The sequence below is a fragment of the Nocardioides deserti genome (assembly GCF_014266025.1).
GTDB classification, from domain to species: Bacteria; Actinomycetota; Actinomycetes; order Propionibacteriales; family Nocardioidaceae; genus Nocardioides; species Nocardioides deserti.
Map to the genome: position 1 here is coordinate 1 of NZ_JACMYC010000001.1, position 14,468 is coordinate 14,468.

A 14,468-nucleotide genomic window follows, 5' to 3' on the forward strand; every position below is an offset into this window, starting at 1 on the left:
CGACGGCAGCACAGGCGGCCGCCCACAGCACCGAGGTGAAGGTGCCGATGATGAAGCGCTCCGCGGTGCCCTCGCCCTCGGCCCGCAACTCGGGGTAGCGGCCCAGCCCCTTGAGGGCCAGCACGACCGCCAGCCCCTCGGGCCAGGACGCGACCAGGGTGGCGTAGATGGCGGCGCGCTCCAGGGCACCGATCCAGGCGCCGCCCCGCAGCACCCGACCGGCGCGGTCGAGCGAGGACCCGGTGTCCTCCCGGTCCACCAGCGCGAAGACGCGCGCGGTGACCGGGCCGCCGCCGGCGACCGCCAGCAGCCCGCCCAGCACGACCAGCACCGCGGTCAGCGGCCGGCCGTCGACCACGACCGAGGTCGGCACAGCGGCCAGCAGGCCGGCCAGCACGAGCAGCCCGGTCGTGACGGGCACGAAGACCCGCTCGCCGGCCCGGGTCCAGGCCGGCAGCGCCGTCGCGGCGCCGAAGGCGACCAGCACGACGACGAGCTGCCCGATGTTCTCGGCGCTCATGGGCCCTCCGTCCCGAGGACGCGGTCGGCGAGGGTCGCGACCAGCTCCTGGGCGCGCCGCGACTCGACGATGCCGGCGGCCTGGGCGCGCTGGCTCACCGCGGACTGGCTGATGCCGAGGCGGCGGCCGACCTGCTCGTAGGTCAGCCCCTCCGCCACGAGGTCGGCCACCTCCCAGCCCCGCTGGGTACGCCGGGCGAGGACCGCCGCCCACAGCCACAGCGTGGTCTCGAGCGACCGGGCGTCGGCGTGGTCGCCCACGACGCGGAGCCCCCAGGGACTGCTCTTCGCCGCTGTGACGGCCTCCCGGGCGCAGAGGTACGCCGGCCCGCGACCGGCCCGGGCGCTCGCGGGCAGGGGTTCCTCCACGGAGCCGAGCCCGATGCCGACGTACCAGCCGTCCTGGCGGAGGAGCGCGCCGGCGAGCGCGGCGAGGGTGGCGGGGCGGTCGACGACGCCCTGGAGCTCGTCGCCGGCCGTGCGCTCGAACGGTCGCAGCAGCGGCGCGTCGTCGAGCGCCTCGACCGCGGCGAGCAGCTCGGGGACCCGGTCGACGCCGGCGCGGCTGCGCTGCTGGTCGATCGTGAGGACCGCGACCGTCTGCGCCATGGTCCGAGATTACATTAGGGAATTGCCTAATGTCGACCGGTCATCAGGCCACAGCCTTCAGTTGTGGTCGTTCAGCGGCGGCCGATGATCCCCACGACGGCCGGCTGCTTCTGCTCGACGACCGAGACGCGGAAGCCGACCTCGGCCAGCGACGCGGACGCCTTCTCGATCATCTCCGGGACCTGCTCGGGGAAACGGACCTCGTAGAAGAGGAAGACCGCGCCACCGGGCAGCAGCCGCTCGTGCAGCAGCGCGACCTCGTCGTGGCAGGCGCGGACCCAGAAGAGGTTCACGTTGAACGCGAAGACCTTGTTCAGCCGCTTGACCGGCACGCGGAGCGTGGCGAGGTCGATCTGCCGCACCGTGAGCCGGCCGGCGTCGACGTGCTTCTGGTTGCGCCGCTTGGTGCGGTCGACGCCAGACTCCGAGCGGTCGATCGCGAACATCTTGCCGGACTCGAGCTTGCCGCAGATCGCCTCGACGCCGGCGCCGGGTCCGCACCCGATCTCCAGCACGTGGTCGGAGGGCTGGACGTCCATGAAGTCCACAGCCCAGCGGATACGCGCCGGGATCGCCTGCACAGCCATGGGCCCAACCTTGCCAGAACGGACCGACCCGTGGGTGCGCCGGTCGGCCCCACTAGCGTGGACGCGTGAGCAAGGACATCCAGGTGGGCGTGCAGGTAGGTGTGCTCGGGGCACGCGGCAAGGTCGGCGCGGAGGTCTGCCGGGCCGTCGAGGAGGCGCCCGGGACCGACCTCGTCGCGCAGGTCGACGCGGGTGACGACATCCGCGCACTGGTCGACGCCGGCGCCGAGGTGGTCGTCGACTTCACCCACCCCGACGTGGTCATGGACAACCTCCGGTTCTGCGTCGAGCACGGGATCCACGCCGTGGTCGGCACGACCGGCTTCGACGAGGAGCGCCTCGAGACGCTGCGCGGCTGGCTCGCCGACGCGCCCGGCGTGGGCGTGCTCATCGCGCCGAACTTCTCGATCGGCGCGATCCTGATGATGCGGTTCGCCGCGGCCGCCGCCCCGTTCTACGAGTCGGTCGAGATCGTCGAGCTCCACCACCCGGACAAGGCCGACGCGCCGTCCGGCACCGCGCGGCGCACGGCGCAGCTCGTCGCGGCCGCCCGCCGCGAGGCCGGCCTCGGACCGGTCCCGGACGCCACCAGCACCTCCCTCGACGGCGCCCGTGGGGCCGACGTCGACGGCATCCGGGTGCACGGGCTGCGGATCCGCGGGCTCGTCGCCCACCAGGAGGTCGTGCTCGGCGGGGTGGGGGAGACCCTCACCATCCGCCACGACTCGCTCGACCGCTCGTCCTTCACCCCCGGCGTCCTTGCCGGCGTCCGCGCCGTCGCCGACCACCCCGGCCTCACCGTCGGCCTCGAGCACGTCCTCGACCTGGACTGACCGCGCGGCTGGTTCCCTGGGTCCTGGGGCTCGGGTCTCGGCTCGGGTGCCGGTGGCGCTGTAGTCCGTGACGTTCGGGTGCATGCGGCCTGGGTTCACGCGGAACGTCACGGACCGTCCCGTGACCGTCCCGCCGGCTGTGGATGGGTAGGGCCGGCGGGTGACCTGGCGGCGCGCGGTCAGGTGAGCAGGCGGGCGAGGGCGGCGACGAGTGCCGAGCCGAAGACGACGAGCAGGAACGGCGCGCGGAGGACCAGCAGGACCACGGCCGCGCCGAGGCCGACGAGCCGGGCGTCGGCGACCAGCGACCGGCCGTCGCCGACGACCTGGACGGCGACGAGGGCGGCGAGCAGGGCGACCGGGATGAGGTCGGCGACCCGGGCGACGACGGGCCGGTCGAGGACGCTCGCCGGCACGGACAGGCCGGCGAGCTTGAGCAGGTAGCAGCCGACGCCCGCCACGAGGACGGCGGTCCAGACGGTCACGGGCCGACCTCCGGACGCTGGACGCGAGGGCGGAGCACGCCGGCCAGCAGGGCGACACCGGCCGCGACGAGCACCGGCACGCCGGCGGCGGTGAGCGGGACGGCGCCGATGGCGACCGCGGCCGCCGCGACGGCGACGACGCGGTTGCGCGTCGTGTCGAGCCGGGGCCAGAGCAGCGCGAGGAACGCCGCGCCGACGGCCGCGTCCAGCCCGTAGTCGCGCGGGTCGCCGATCACGGTGCCGGCGAGCGCGCCGACGAGGGTGGCGAGGTTCCACAGCAGGAACACCGCGCCGCCGGTCACGAGGAACCCCAGCCGCGCGGCCGGCCGGCTCTCGCGGGTCACCGACATCGCCGTCGACTCGTCGATGACCAGGTGCGCCGCGGCCGCGCGGCGCCACCCGACGTACCCCAGCAGCGGCGCGAGCCGCAACCCGTACAGCGTGTTGCGGGTGCCGAGCAGCAGGGCGGTCAGGGCGCCGGACATCGGGGCGCCGCCGGAGGCGACCACGCCGACGAGCGCGAACTGCGAGGCGCCGGTGAACATCAGCAGCGACAGCACGCAGGTCTGCCACACATCCAGACCGGCCGCGACGGACACGGCGCCGAAGGACGTGCCGTACGCCCCGGTCGCGATCCCCACCCCGAGGCCGTCGCGGACGATCCCGGTCCGTGCGGCCGGGTCGAGCTGCTCGGTCACGGTCTCAGCCGAGCCGGGTGTGCAGGCGGACCTGCTTGACCGTGGTCGTGCCGTCGCCGTCGAGGTCCAGCTCGCGGTGCGCGCCGTCGGCCGCCCACCCGGCCGAGGTCAGGAACGCGCGCAGCCGGTCGTCGGAGGCGACCGCCCACAGCACGGCGCGGCCGAACCGGTCCGCGCGCATCGTGTCGGCCGCCGCCTGCAGCAGCCGGGACCCGTGGCCGCGGCCGCGCTCGGCCGGGTCGACGGTCAGCTCGGCCAGCTCGGCGTCGGCGACGGGATCGCAGTCCGGGTCGCTCGCGGGGCCGGTCACCGCGAAGCCGACCACCCGGTTGTGCTCGAGCGCGACGAGCGCCCGGTGGCGGGCGTCGGCCGGGCGGGTGAGCGAGGCGTGCCAGGCCGCGGCCGCCTGCTCGACCGCCTCCGGACCGGACGGGAACGCGTCGGGCGGCAGAACGGCGGTGTACATCTCGGGCCAGGTGCGCAGCTGCAGCGCCGCGATCGCCGCGGCGTCGTCCGCCCAGGCGACCCGGACGCTGACGTCGGCCGTGCTCATGGGCGCATCCTCGCAGCCCGCCTGTCGTGTGACACCGCGGACGTCGTGGTGCTGTGACCTGTCACACATCGGTGCTAGCGTGCTGGCATGGAGCCGGCCACCGAGCGCAGCGCGACCGTGGAGCCGCGCGACCCGATGCCGGACGGCTACCGCCGCACGCTGGTGCGCCAGATCGCGCAGCACGCGCACTCCGAGATCATCGGCATGCAGCCGGAGGGGGAGTGGATCGCTCGCGCGCCGAGCCTGCGGCGCAAGGCGATCCTCATGGCGAAGGTGCAGGACGAGGCGGGCCACGGCCTCTACCTGTACGCCGCCGCCGAGACGCTCGGGACGCCGCGCGAGGAGCTCCTCGACGCGCTGCACACCGGCCGGCAGAAGTACTCCTCCATCTTCAACTACCCGACGCTCACCTGGGCCGACGTCGGCGCGATCGGCTGGCTCGTCGACGGCGCCGCGATCGTCAACCAGGTGCCGCTGTGCCGCTGCTCCTACGGGCCGTACGCCCGCGCCATGGTGCGGATCTGCAAGGAGGAGTCGTTCCACCAGCGGCAGGGCTTCGAGATCCTGCACACGCTCAGCCACGGCACGCCCGCGCAGCGGGCGATGGCGCAGGACGCCGTCGACCGGTTCTGGTGGCCCTCGCTGATGATGTTCGGCCCGCCGGACGCCGACTCGCCCAACACCGCGCAGTCGATGGCGTGGGGGATCAAGCGGTTCACCAACGACGAGCTGCGCCAGCGGTTCGTCGACATCGCCGTGCCGCAGGCCGCGGCGCTCGGCCTGACGCTGCCGGACCCCGAGCTGCGGTGGAACGAGGAGCGCGGCCACTGGGACTTCGGGACGCCGGACTTCGCCGAGCTGGCCGAGGTCGTCGCCGGCCGGGGCCCGTGCAACGCCGAGCGGCTGGCGCACCGCGTCCGGGCCCACGAGGACGGCGCGTGGGTGCGCGAGGCCGCCGCGGCGTACGCAGCCAAGCGGGCCGCCCGCACCTCGACCCAGGAGCCGGCGGCATGACCACGCGCGCGGAGTGGCCGCTGTGGGAGGTCTTCGTGCGCGCCCGGCGCGGGATGGCGCACGTGCACGTCGGGTCGCTGCACGCGCCCGACGCCGAGATGGCGCTGCGCAACGCCCGCGACGTCTACACCCGCCGTCAGGAAGGCGTCTCGCTCTGGGTCGTCCCCGCGGCTGCCGTGGTCGCCTCGACCCCGGACCTGCAGGGCGCGTTCTTCGAGCCGGCCGGCGACAAGGACTACCGCCACCCCACGCACTACTCCGTGCCTGAAGGAGTCGACCACCTGTGACCGCCGACTTCCTGCTCGGCCTTGCCGACGACGCCCTCGTGACCGCCCAGCGGCTCGGGTGGTGGGTCAGCCGCGCGCCGGAGCTCGAGGAGGACGTCGCGCTCGCCAACATCGGCCTCGACCAGCTCGGCCAGGCTCGCGGGCTCTACGCGGTCGTCACCGACCTCGAGGGGCTCGGCCGCACCGAGGACGACCTGGCGTACCTCCGCGACGCCCCCGACTTCCGCAATGTCCTCCTCGTCGAGCGGCCGCAGACCGACTTCGCGGTGTGCGTCGTGCGGATGCTGCTCCTGGCCGCCTGGCAGTCCGAGGTGTACGCCGTGCTGGCGGCGCGCGAGGGCCCGGCACGGGGCGTCGCGGCGAAGGCGGTCAAGGAGGTGGCCTACCACCTCGACCACGCCGCGCAGTGGGTGCTGCGGCTCGGCGACGGCACCGAGCTCTCCCACGAGCGGACCCAGGCCGCGCTCGACGCGGAGTGGCCGTACCTGCCCGAGCTGCTCGAGCCCGCCCCGGCCGCACCGGTCGACCCGGCCTCGCTCCGCGACGCCGTCCTCGGGCGCGTCCGGCCGGTCCTCCACGAGGCGACCCTCGTCGTCCCCGAGCTGCCCGCCGACCCGCCCACCGGCGGCCGCGCGGGCCGCCACACCGAGCACCTGGCCGCCCTGCTCGCCGAGATGCAGCAGGTGGCCCGAGCCCACCCGGGAGCGACCTGGTGAACGACCTGACCCTCCACCCGAGCCCGAGCCCGAGCCCGAGCCGCAGCACGGGCACGGGCACGGGCCGCGCGCGCAGCGCGTGGGACATCGCCGCAGCCGTGCCCGACCCCGAGCTGCCGGTGGTCACCATCGGCGACCTCGGCATCCTCCGCGACGTCACCGAGAACGACACCGGCTGCGTGCACGTGCAGATCACCCCGACCTACTCCGGCTGCCCGGCGGTGGAGACGATCCGCGCGGACCTGGTCGAGCAGCTGACCTGTGCCGGCTTCCGCCGGGTCGACGTCGAGCAGGTGCTGTGGCCGGCATGGACGACCGACTGGATCACCGAGCAGGGCCGGTCCCGCCTGGAGGCGCACGGCATCGCGCCGCCGGCACCCGTGCGCGCCGCCGCGGGGGCGTCGGGCGGTCCCGTCGACGTCGAGATCGCCGTGCGCTGCCCCCGGTGCGGCAGCCCGGACACCCACGAGGCGAACCGGTTCGGCTCGACCGCCTGCAAGGCGCTGCGGGTGTGCCGGTCCTGCCGCGAGCCGTTCGACCACGTCAAGCCGATCTGAGGCGCCAGTGCCGTTCCATGCGCTGGAGGTCGCCGAGGTCGAGGAGCTGACCGACGAGGCCGTCGCGATCAGCCTCCGGGTGCCGCCCGACCTGGCCGGTGCCTACGCCGCCACCCCCGGCCAGCACGTCTCGGTCCGCACGCCCGGCGACGCCGACCGCCGGTCCTACTCGCTCTGCACGGCCCCGGCGCCCGACCTGCTGCGGATCGGGGTCAAGCGGCTGCCCGGCGGGGTGTTCAGCGACGGCGTCGTCCGGAGCCTGCGGCCGGGCGACCGGCTGGAGGTGATGACGCCGACCGGGCGCTTCACGGTCACGCCGGACCCGACCGCGCAGCGGTGGTACGGCGCTGTCGCGGCCGGCTCCGGCATCACGCCGGTGCTCCCGATCGTCGCCGCGCTGCTCCAGGGGGAGCCGCGGTCCCGGGTGACGCTGGTGCGCGTCGACCGCACGCAGCGGTCGGTGATGTTCCTCGACGAGGTGCACGACCTCAAGGACCGCTTCCCCGACCGGCTCCAGCTGCTGCACGTGCTGACCCGGGAGGAGCAGGACGTCGAGCTGCTCAGCGGCCGCCTCGACGCAGGCCGGACGAGGCGGCTGGTCGACGCGTTCGGGCTGCACGAGGTCGAGGAGTGGTTCGTGTGCGGGCCGCAGCCGCTGGTCGCCGACCTGCGGGCGGTGCTGCCGGGGCGGGTGCACGCCGAGCTGTTCCACGCCGACGCGCCACCGCGGGCGCCCGTCGCCGCACCGACCGTCGCGGGTGCGGCACGCGTCGTCGTACGACGGGACGGGCGCAGCACCCCGCTCGACCTGCGGCCCGACGGACCACCGGTGCTCGAGGCGGCGCTGGCGGTCCGCGGCGACCTGCCCTGGGCGTGCCGCGGGGGAGTGTGCGGGACCTGCCGCGCCCGGCTGGTCGAGGGCACGGTCGCGATGGACGCCGCCTGGGCGCTCGAGCCCGACGAGGTCGCCGCCGGGCACGTGCTCACCTGCCAGGCGCACCCGACCTCGGACCGGGTGGTGCTCGACTTCGACGGGTGACCCGGTCGTCCGGCGGAGCGATGGGTACCTTCGCGCCATGGAGATTCGCAACCTCGGAGCGAGCGGCCTGAAGATCTCGGCCATCTCGTACGGCAACTGGCTCACCCACGGCTCCCAGGTCGAGGAGGACGCCGCGCTCGCCTGCGTGCGGCAGGCCCTCGACGAGGGCATCACCACCTTCGACACCGCCGACGTCTACGCCAACACCGCGGCCGAGACGGTCCTCGGCAAGGCGCTGGCCGGCGAGCGGCGCGAGGGCCTGGAGATCTTCACCAAGGTCTACTGGCCCACCGGCCCCGGCAAGCACAACGACCACGGCCTGTCCCGCAAGCACATCATGGAGTCGATCGACGGGTCGCTGAAGCGGCTAGGCACCGACTACGTCGACCTCTACCAGGCCCACCGCTACGACTACGAGACCCCGCTCGAGGAGACGATGGAGGCCTTCGCCGACGTCGTCCGCTCGGGCAAGGCGCTCTACATCGGCGTCTCGGAGTGGCGCGCCGAGGAGATCCGCGCTGCCCACGCGCTGGCCCGCGAGCTGCGGATCCCGCTGGTCTCCAGCCAGCCGCAGTACTCCATGCTCTGGCGCGTCATCGAGGCCGAGGTCGTCCCGACCTGCGAGGAGCTCGGCATCGGGCAGATCGTCTGGTCGCCGATCGCGCAGGGCGTGCTCACCGGGAAGTACCAGCCCGGCCAGGCCCCGCCGGAGGGCTCCCGCGCGACCGACACCAAGGGCGGGGCCGACATGATCGGCCGCTGGATGCAGGACGACGTGCTCACCCGCGTCCAGCAGCTGCGCCCGATCGCCGAGGACGCCGGGCTGTCGATGTCGCAGCTCGCGATCGCCTGGGTGCTCCAGAACGACAACGTCTCCTCCGCGATCATCGGCGCCAGCCGGCCCGAGCAGGTCACCGAGAACGTCAAGGCCGCCGGGGTGTCCCTCGACGACGCCGTCCTCAAGGCGATCGACGAGGTGCTGGACCCGGTCGTGGAGCGGGACCCGGCGAAGACCCAGTCGCCTCCGCGCCGCCCGTCCTGACCACCGCACCACGCTCCGCACGGCGGGGCGCCGCGAGCCACGCGGCCCCCGCCGTCGCGAGCACCAGCCCGGCGACGACCGCAGCGCCCCAGCCGTCGCGGACCCCGTCGCCGAGCAGGAGCACGCCGACGAGCGCCGGCACGAACGTCTGGCCCACGATCATCGGCGCGGTCGTGGCCGCCACCTGGTCGGAGTGCAGGCCGAGGCTGTAGAGCCAGAACGCGACCAGGCTGTACGCCGGCACGGCCAGCGCCGCCGCCAGCACCGCGAGGTCGAGCGGGGTGCCGATCCCGCGCACCGTGACCGCGGACCCGGCGTACCCCAGCCCGGCCAGGGTGCCCAGGACGCCGCCGGCCAGCGCGCCACGACCGAGCCGGCGGCCGACCAGCGCCAGCAGGGCCAGCGCGACGACGCCGGACCAGACCAGGGCGACGAAGGCCCCGGAGGTGACCAGGCCGCCGGGCTCGCCCGAGCCGACGCCGAGCAGCACCAGGCCGGCGGTCACCACGGTCACCGCGCCCCAGCCGGCGGGGCCCAGCCGCTCGCCGACCAGCGTCGACGCCACCGCGGTCACCGGGAACGACATCGCGGTGACGGCCTGCGCGAGGTAGAGCGGCAGCAGCCAGATCGCCACCGCGTGCAGCACAAAGCCGACGAGGTACGCCGCCACGACCCCCATCGTCCACGGGTCGCGCACGGCGAACCGGACGAAGTCGAGCAGGTCGTCGGGGCGCTCCGCCCGGCGACGTACGCCGGAGGCCTGGGCGACCGCGCCGAGGCCGAACAGCAGCGCCCCGGCCAGGCCGGCGACCAGCCCGAGCCAGCTCATCCGGGGGTCACCGGTGGGTCACCGGGGACTCATCGGTACTGCTCGGGGAGCTCCTGGCCGATCTTCACCTGGGCCTTGGGCAGCCGCATGAACTTCATCTGCATCGCGCGGGTCACGGCGTAGTACGTCGTGCCCTTGGTGCTCTCCTCGGGGAAGCGGCGCGCGAGCTCGCGGCGCAGCCGGAACCGCAGGAACACCATGTCGAGCACGACCAGCAGCACCGTGCCGAAGAGGATCGAGTTGCCGATGCCGGCGAGGCGCTGGTTGCCGGAGTAGCCGAGCACCATCGTCACGATCAGCAGCGGGATCATCAGCTCGATGATCGAGAAGCGGGTGTCGACGAAGTCGCGGACGAAGCGCCGCACCGGGCCGCGGTCGCGCGGGAGGTAGTAGCGCTCGTCGCCGGCCTTCATCGCCGCGCGGACCTGCTGGCTGGACTCCGCCCGCGCCTTGCGCTGGGCGCGGGCCATCTCCTTGCGGGTGCGTGGGACCTTCGCCCGGGCACGCGCGGCAGCCTCCGCCTCCTTGCGGGTGGGCGTGGGGCGGCCCTTGCCGCCGACCTTGGTCGGCACGGGCTCGGGGGAGACGACGGTCTCGGGCTTGCTGCGACGGAACACGGTGGACACGGGGGCCTTTGCGTACGACGGACGGGCAGGCCCAGCCTACCGGCGTCCCGCCTGGCCTCGCGGCCGGTTGCCGTCGAGCCGTAGGGTGAGGGACACACTGCAGGTCGTCCCCGAAAGGCCGAACCCGATGAGCTTGATGAAGCGCCTGAGCATGATCTTCCGCTCGAAGGCGAACACCGCCCTCGACCGCGCCGAGGACCCCCGCGAGACCCTGGACTACAGCTACCAGCGCCAGCTCGACCTGCTGTCCAAGGTCCGCCGCGGCGTGGCCGACGTCGCCACGAGCCGCAAGCGGGTCGAGCTCCAGGTCAACCAGCTCGAGCAGCAGGCCGCGAAGCTCCAGGGCCAGGCGCAGAAGGCCCTCGACATGGGCCGCGAGGACCTCGCCCGCGAGGCGCTGACCCGCAAGTCCGCGCTGTCCGGCCAGATCAACGACCTCAAGGCGCAGCACGCCCAGCTCCAGGGCGAGGAGGAGAAGCTGACCCTCGCCCAGCAGCGGCTCCAGGCGAAGGTGGAGTCCTTCCGCACCCGCAAGGAGACGATCAAGGCGACGTACACCGCCGCCGAGGCCCAGACGCGCATCGGCGAGGCGATGTCGGGCATCGGCGAGGAGATGGGTGACGTCGGCCTGGCGATCCAGCGCGCCGAGGACAAGACCGCGAACATGCAGGCCCGCGCCGGCGCCATCGACGAACTCATCGCCTCGGGTGCGCTCGACGACGCCAGCTCGCTGAACCGCGGCGACGACATCAGCCGCGAGCTCGAGGCGATGAGCTCGCAGTCCGACGTCGAGGCCGAGCTCGCCAAGCTCAAGGGGCTCTCCGCGCCGTCGCAGCCGCAGGCGCTCGAGGGCGGCGACATCCTCGCCGCCGAGCCGGAGAAGACCGCCGAGCCCGGCAGCGAGGGCACCCGATGATCGTTCGCATCCTCGGCGAGGGCCAGCTCGACGTCCCCGACAGCGCCCTGGACCGGCTCAACGAGCTCGACGCGGCCGTCGAGGCGGCGGTCGAGTCCTCCGACGAGGCCGCCTTCGCGACCGCGCTGACCGCGCTGCTCGAGGGGGTCCGTGAGGTCGGCGCCGCGCACCCCGCCGACGCGCTGGACGAGTCGGACATGATCCTGCCGCCCGCGGACGCCACCATCGACGAGGTGCGGGCCATGCTCGGCGACGACGGGCTGATCCCCGGCTGATGGCACGCACTCGGTTCGTCCCGGACCGCGGGCTGACCACGCGGATGACGCTGGTCATGCTCCTGCTGGGGGCGCTCTTCGTCGCACTCATCGGCGCCCTGATGGGCATCTTCGCCCAGTACGGCGGGCCCGGATTCGCGGTGCTCATCGGGATCGGCGGCCTCGGCGTCGTCTGGTACCAGTGGTGGTCCTCCGACAAGGTCGCGATGCGCGCGATGCGAGCCCGCGAGGTGACGCCGGAGGAGGCGCCCGAGCTGCACGGCATGATCGACCGGCTCTGCGCCCTCGCCGACATGCCCAAGCCGCGCGTGGGCGTCGCCGACATGGCGATCCCGAACGCGTTCGCCACCGGCCGCTCGCCGGACCGCTCGGTCGTCTGCGTGACCACCGGCATCCTCGGCACCCTCACTGCCGAGGAGCTCGAGGGCGTCCTCGCCCACGAGCTCTCCCACGTCGCGCACCGCGACGTGCTGGTGATGACAGTGGCCTCCTCCGCCGGCATCGTGGCGGGCATGCTCGCCTCGGGCTCGCGGTACGGCGCGTTCCTCGGCGGCAACCGGCGCGACAACAACAACGCGCTGCCGCTCTGGCTGGTCGTGATGCTGGTCAGCCTGGTCACCTACGCGATCAGCTTCGTGCTGCTGAAGGTGCTCTCGCGCTACCGCGAGCTGGCGGCCGACCGGGCCGGTGCCTACCTGACCATGCAGCCCCAGGCGCTCGCCTCCGCGCTGCAGAAGATCACCGGCGAGATGAACGCGATCCCGGACCGCGACCTGCGCGCCTCGAAGTCGATGAACGCCTTCTTCATCGCCCCGGCGATCAAGGGCGTCTCGCTGCGCACGCTGACCTCGACCCACCCGTCCCTGGAGCAGCGCCTCGAACAGCTCGCGCGGATCCAGGCCGAGCTCGGCCGACCGGGCGCCTGATGGGGTTCCTCGACTCGATCCTCGGTCGCTCCAAGCCGAAGCAGGCCAACCTCGACGCGCTGTTCCTCGTGCCGAGCGCCGCGATCACGCTGCAGACGACGATGGGCCTGACGCCGACCGGCGACGGCTCGGTCTGCTACCGCGCCGCCGCCGGAGCCGGGTTCTCCCAGACGCAGGGCGACGTGCTCGAGCTGCTGCGGGACGCCGCCGACGCGCCGGAGGTCGAGGTCAGCAGCGACTCCTTCGGCTTCACCTGGCTCCAGGTCCACCGCGACGCGACCGACACGAGCGGGCTCTGCACCGACCTGCACGCGGTCAACACCGGCCTCGAGGCCGAGGGGTTCGGGCCGGCGCTGCTGTGCTCGCTCGTGCCCTTCACCGATCCGAGCGGCCGCCGCGTCGGGCTGGTCTACCTCTACAAGCAGGGCACGTTCTACCCGTTCGCGCCCCAGCCCGGCGGCGCGCAACAGCGCGACAACCTGCTGGAGATCCAGGTCCGCGACGCGCTGGCCGCCGAGCTCCCGGTCGAGCGCGAGATGTCGCGCTGGCTGGCGATCTGGGGCGCCCCCGGCCTGTGACCCCCTGACCGGGGAGACACGGCGTACGCCGTCACCTCGGCCCGTGGTCGGTCGTTGCCCCGGCGACGGCCGGTCCGGGAGCAGCGCCGTACGATCCCCCCACACCCACGAACGGAGAGCCGCGCGGTGAGCGTCACCCACGAGACCGACGAGGTCCGCGTCGCCCAGATCGGCGAGTACCAGGTCATCACCCGGCCACCCCGCAGCGACCTGGTGGCGCTCGTCGAGATCGCCGCGCAGGTCGCGCAGGTGCCCCTCGCGACCATCAACCTGATCACCGACACCCACCAGCACCAGATCGCCGCCGCGGGGTTCGAGGCCGCGGTCTGCACCCGTGAGGACTCGATGTGCAACGTGGTGCTGCACGAGCCGGCGCCGGTGATCCTGGAGGACGCCAGCAAGGACCCCCGGTTCGCCGACAACCCGTTCGTCACCGGCGAGATCGGGAAGGTGCGGTTCTACGCGACCCACCAGCTGCGCACCCCCCAGGGCGTCGTCATCGGCACCCTGTGCGTCTTCGACACCGTGCCGCGGACCATCACCGACGAGCAGGAGCACGCGCTCCAGTCGCTCGCCGAGCGCGTTGTCGACCTGCTCGAGCTCGAGCTGCGCACCCGTGAGCTCAGCGCCTCGGTGCAGCGGCTCGAGGAGGTCCAGACCGAGCTGCGCCGCTCCAACGAGCAGCTGGGCGCCTTCGCCGGCCAGGTCAGCCACGACCTGCGCAACCCGCTCACTGCGGTCACGATGGCGCTGCGGATGCTCTCCGACGAGATCGCCGACGGCGAGGAGGAGCGCGAGCCCGGGTTGCAGTACCTCCTCGCCCGCGCCATCAGCGGCGCCGGCCGGATGCAGTCGCTCATCGACGACCTGCTCGCCTTCGCCCGGCTCGGCGGCGAGCTCCAGCGGCGCCCGGTCGACCTCGGCGCCACCATGCGCGACGTGGCCGAGGACCTGATGACCGCGCTGGCGGGCGCGACGCTGGTCGTCGACCCGCTGCCCGTGGTCACCGGCGACCCCGTGCAGCTGCGGGCGGTGCTGCAGAACCTCGTCGCCAACGCCGCGAAGTTCGCCCGGCCGGGGGAGAAGGCGCACATCACCGTCTGCGCGCACCAGCGCGCCCGCACGTGGCGGATCGAGGTCGTCGACCGCGGCATCGGCGTCCCGGCCGAGCAGCGCAGCCGGGTCTTCCAGCCGCTGGCCCGGGTCGACGAGTCGGTCGAGGGCTCCGGCATCGGCCTGACGACCTGCCGCCGCATCGTCGAGGCGCACGGCGGCCGGATCGGCCTCGACGAGTCGCCGTACGGCGGCACCACCGCGTGGTTCGAGCTCCCGGCCGCTGGTTGAGCAGGCGAGCGCCGGCCCGACCAGCGGCAGGCTCG

General features: G+C 73.9%; 20 protein-coding genes. 12 read left to right on the forward strand and 8 right to left on the reverse strand.

The window, feature by feature from the left end:
• The 3 genes from H7344_RS00005 to H7344_RS00015 all read right to left on the reverse strand — a co-directional run.
• Positions 1 to 520: hypothetical protein (locus tag H7344_RS00005; protein ID WP_186343995.1), on the reverse strand; the 520-nt coding region annotated here is incomplete at its 3' end.
• Complete coding sequence (locus H7344_RS00010; RefSeq protein WP_186343996.1) at positions 517 to 1,128, reverse strand: sigma factor-like helix-turn-helix DNA-binding protein; 612 nt, start codon at positions 1,126 to 1,128, stop codon at positions 517 to 519. The genes H7344_RS00005 and H7344_RS00010, both read right to left, overlap by 4 nt.
• 71 nt (positions 1,129 to 1,199) lie before the next feature.
• Complete coding sequence (locus H7344_RS00015) at positions 1,200 to 1,715, reverse strand: class I SAM-dependent methyltransferase (RefSeq protein ID WP_186343997.1); 516 nt, start codon at positions 1,713 to 1,715, stop codon at positions 1,200 to 1,202.
• Positions 1,716 to 1,804: 89 nt separating this feature from the next.
• Between H7344_RS00015 and dapB the strand changes: the two genes are divergently transcribed.
• The gene (gene dapB / locus H7344_RS00020) at positions 1,805 to 2,548 is read left to right on the forward strand and encodes a 4-hydroxy-tetrahydrodipicolinate reductase (RefSeq protein ID WP_229706956.1); all 744 of its coding nucleotides are present in this window, start codon (positions 1,805 to 1,807) and stop codon (positions 2,546 to 2,548) included.
• 179 nt (positions 2,549 to 2,727) lie between these two features.
• On the opposite strand, the gene H7344_RS20975 is transcribed toward dapB, so the two are convergent.
• Genes H7344_RS20975 through H7344_RS00035 form a run of 3 tightly spaced genes read right to left on the reverse strand, consistent with a single transcriptional unit; the run spans position 2,728 to position 4,284 of the window.
• On the reverse strand, positions 2,728 to 3,033 hold the full coding sequence (locus H7344_RS20975; RefSeq protein ID WP_186343998.1) for an AzlD domain-containing protein: 306 nt from the start codon (positions 3,031 to 3,033) through the stop codon (positions 2,728 to 2,730).
• Positions 3,030 to 3,731 (reverse strand): AzlC family ABC transporter permease, encoded by a 702-nt coding sequence (locus H7344_RS20980; RefSeq protein ID WP_186343999.1) that lies wholly within the window; start codon positions 3,729 to 3,731, stop codon positions 3,030 to 3,032. The genes H7344_RS20975 and H7344_RS20980 overlap by 4 nt, the downstream gene beginning before the upstream one ends.
• A gap of 4 nt (positions 3,732 to 3,735) precedes the next feature.
• The gene (locus tag H7344_RS00035; protein ID WP_186344000.1) at positions 3,736 to 4,284 is read right to left on the reverse strand and encodes a GNAT family N-acetyltransferase; all 549 of its coding nucleotides are present in this window, start codon (positions 4,282 to 4,284) and stop codon (positions 3,736 to 3,738) included.
• A gap of 87 nt (positions 4,285 to 4,371) precedes the next feature.
• On the opposite strand from H7344_RS00035, the gene paaA reads away from it, so the two are divergent.
• The 6 genes from paaA to H7344_RS00065 are packed head-to-tail and all read left to right on the forward strand — an operon-like array spanning position 4,372 to position 8,939.
• Positions 4,372 to 5,298, forward strand: coding sequence for a 1,2-phenylacetyl-CoA epoxidase subunit PaaA (paaA, locus tag H7344_RS00040; RefSeq protein ID WP_186344001.1), 927 nt, complete (start codon positions 4,372 to 4,374; stop codon positions 5,296 to 5,298).
• On the forward strand, positions 5,295 to 5,585 hold the full coding sequence (gene paaB / locus H7344_RS00045; protein WP_186344002.1) for a 1,2-phenylacetyl-CoA epoxidase subunit PaaB: 291 nt from the start codon (positions 5,295 to 5,297) through the stop codon (positions 5,583 to 5,585). Before paaA ends, paaB begins: the two co-directional genes overlap by 4 nt.
• A complete protein-coding gene (paaC, locus tag H7344_RS00050; RefSeq protein WP_186344003.1) occupies positions 5,582 to 6,301 on the forward strand; it encodes a 1,2-phenylacetyl-CoA epoxidase subunit PaaC in 720 nt (239 codons plus the stop codon). Before paaB ends, paaC begins: the two co-directional genes overlap by 4 nt.
• A complete protein-coding gene (paaD, locus tag H7344_RS00055) occupies positions 6,298 to 6,858 on the forward strand; it encodes a 1,2-phenylacetyl-CoA epoxidase subunit PaaD (protein ID WP_229706847.1) in 561 nt (186 codons plus the stop codon). The genes paaC and paaD overlap by 4 nt, the downstream gene beginning before the upstream one ends.
• Before the next feature lie 7 nt (positions 6,859 to 6,865).
• Positions 6,866 to 7,897 carry a 2Fe-2S iron-sulfur cluster-binding protein gene (locus tag H7344_RS00060; protein WP_186344004.1) on the forward strand — a complete coding sequence of 344 codons (1,032 nt, stop codon included), beginning with the start codon at positions 6,866 to 6,868 and terminating at the stop codon, positions 7,895 to 7,897.
• Between the two features lie 37 nt (positions 7,898 to 7,934).
• Positions 7,935 to 8,939 carry an aldo/keto reductase family protein gene (locus H7344_RS00065; RefSeq protein WP_186344005.1) on the forward strand — a complete coding sequence of 335 codons (1,005 nt, stop codon included), beginning with the start codon at positions 7,935 to 7,937 and terminating at the stop codon, positions 8,937 to 8,939.
• Here H7344_RS00065 and H7344_RS00070 read toward each other — a convergent pair.
• Positions 8,857 to 9,768, reverse strand: coding sequence for a hypothetical protein (locus tag H7344_RS00070; RefSeq protein WP_186344006.1), 912 nt, complete (start codon positions 9,766 to 9,768; stop codon positions 8,857 to 8,859). The two genes, H7344_RS00065 and H7344_RS00070, sit on opposite strands and share 83 nt — an antisense overlap.
• Positions 9,769 to 9,797: 29 nt before the next feature.
• Positions 9,798 to 10,394, reverse strand: a complete 597-nt coding sequence (locus H7344_RS00075) for a DUF3043 domain-containing protein (RefSeq protein WP_229706846.1) — start codon at positions 10,392 to 10,394, stop codon at positions 9,798 to 9,800.
• Positions 10,395 to 10,521: 127 nt separating this feature from the next.
• On the opposite strand from H7344_RS00075, the gene H7344_RS00080 reads away from it, so the two are divergent.
• The 5 genes from H7344_RS00080 to H7344_RS00100 all read left to right on the forward strand — a co-directional run bounded on the left by H7344_RS00080 (position 10,522) and on the right by H7344_RS00100 (position 14,433).
• Positions 10,522 to 11,310, forward strand: coding sequence for a PspA/IM30 family protein (locus tag H7344_RS00080; protein ID WP_186344007.1), 789 nt, complete (start codon positions 10,522 to 10,524; stop codon positions 11,308 to 11,310).
• Positions 11,307 to 11,585 carry a PspA-associated protein PspAA gene (gene pspAA, locus H7344_RS00085; protein WP_186344008.1) on the forward strand — a complete coding sequence of 93 codons (279 nt, stop codon included), beginning with the start codon at positions 11,307 to 11,309 and terminating at the stop codon, positions 11,583 to 11,585. The genes H7344_RS00080 and pspAA overlap by 4 nt, the downstream gene beginning before the upstream one ends.
• Complete coding sequence (htpX, locus tag H7344_RS00090; protein ID WP_186344009.1) at positions 11,585 to 12,511, forward strand: zinc metalloprotease HtpX; 927 nt, start codon at positions 11,585 to 11,587, stop codon at positions 12,509 to 12,511. The genes pspAA and htpX overlap by 1 nt, the downstream gene beginning before the upstream one ends.
• Entirely contained in the window at positions 12,511 to 13,089 is a 579-nt protein-coding gene (pspAB, locus tag H7344_RS00095; RefSeq protein ID WP_186344010.1) for a PspA-associated protein PspAB, read from the forward strand. Before htpX ends, pspAB begins: the two co-directional genes overlap by 1 nt.
• A gap of 126 nt (positions 13,090 to 13,215) precedes the next feature.
• Complete coding sequence (locus H7344_RS00100; protein ID WP_186344011.1) at positions 13,216 to 14,433, forward strand: sensor histidine kinase; 1,218 nt, start codon at positions 13,216 to 13,218, stop codon at positions 14,431 to 14,433.
• The last annotated feature ends 35 nt before the right edge of the window (positions 14,434 to 14,468 follow it).

Excerpts from the sequence above, each read along its gene's own strand:
- H7344_RS00010 (WP_186343996.1), bottom strand. The coding sequence starts at position 1,128 with ATGGCGCAGACGGTCGCGGTCCTCACGATCGACCAGCAGCGCAGCCGC.
- H7344_RS00015 (WP_186343997.1), bottom strand. The coding sequence starts at position 1,715 with ATGGCTGTGCAGGCGATCCCGGCGCGTATCCGCTGGGCTGTGGACTTC.
- H7344_RS00035 (WP_186344000.1), bottom strand. The coding sequence starts at position 4,284 with ATGAGCACGGCCGACGTCAGCGTCCGGGTCGCCTGGGCGGACGACGCC.
- paaA (WP_186344001.1), top strand. The coding sequence starts at position 4,372 with ATGGAGCCGGCCACCGAGCGCAGCGCGACCGTGGAGCCGCGCGACCCG.
- paaB (WP_186344002.1), top strand. The coding sequence starts at position 5,295 with ATGACCACGCGCGCGGAGTGGCCGCTGTGGGAGGTCTTCGTGCGCGCC.
- H7344_RS00065 (WP_186344005.1), top strand. The coding sequence starts at position 7,935 with ATGGAGATTCGCAACCTCGGAGCGAGCGGCCTGAAGATCTCGGCCATC.
- H7344_RS00070 (WP_186344006.1), bottom strand. The coding sequence starts at position 9,768 with ATGAGCTGGCTCGGGCTGGTCGCCGGCCTGGCCGGGGCGCTGCTGTTC.
- H7344_RS00080 (WP_186344007.1), top strand. The coding sequence starts at position 10,522 with ATGAGCTTGATGAAGCGCCTGAGCATGATCTTCCGCTCGAAGGCGAAC.
- pspAA (WP_186344008.1), top strand. The coding sequence starts at position 11,307 with ATGATCGTTCGCATCCTCGGCGAGGGCCAGCTCGACGTCCCCGACAGC.
- htpX (WP_186344009.1), top strand. The coding sequence starts at position 11,585 with ATGGCACGCACTCGGTTCGTCCCGGACCGCGGGCTGACCACGCGGATG.
- pspAB (WP_186344010.1), top strand. The coding sequence starts at position 12,511 with ATGGGGTTCCTCGACTCGATCCTCGGTCGCTCCAAGCCGAAGCAGGCC.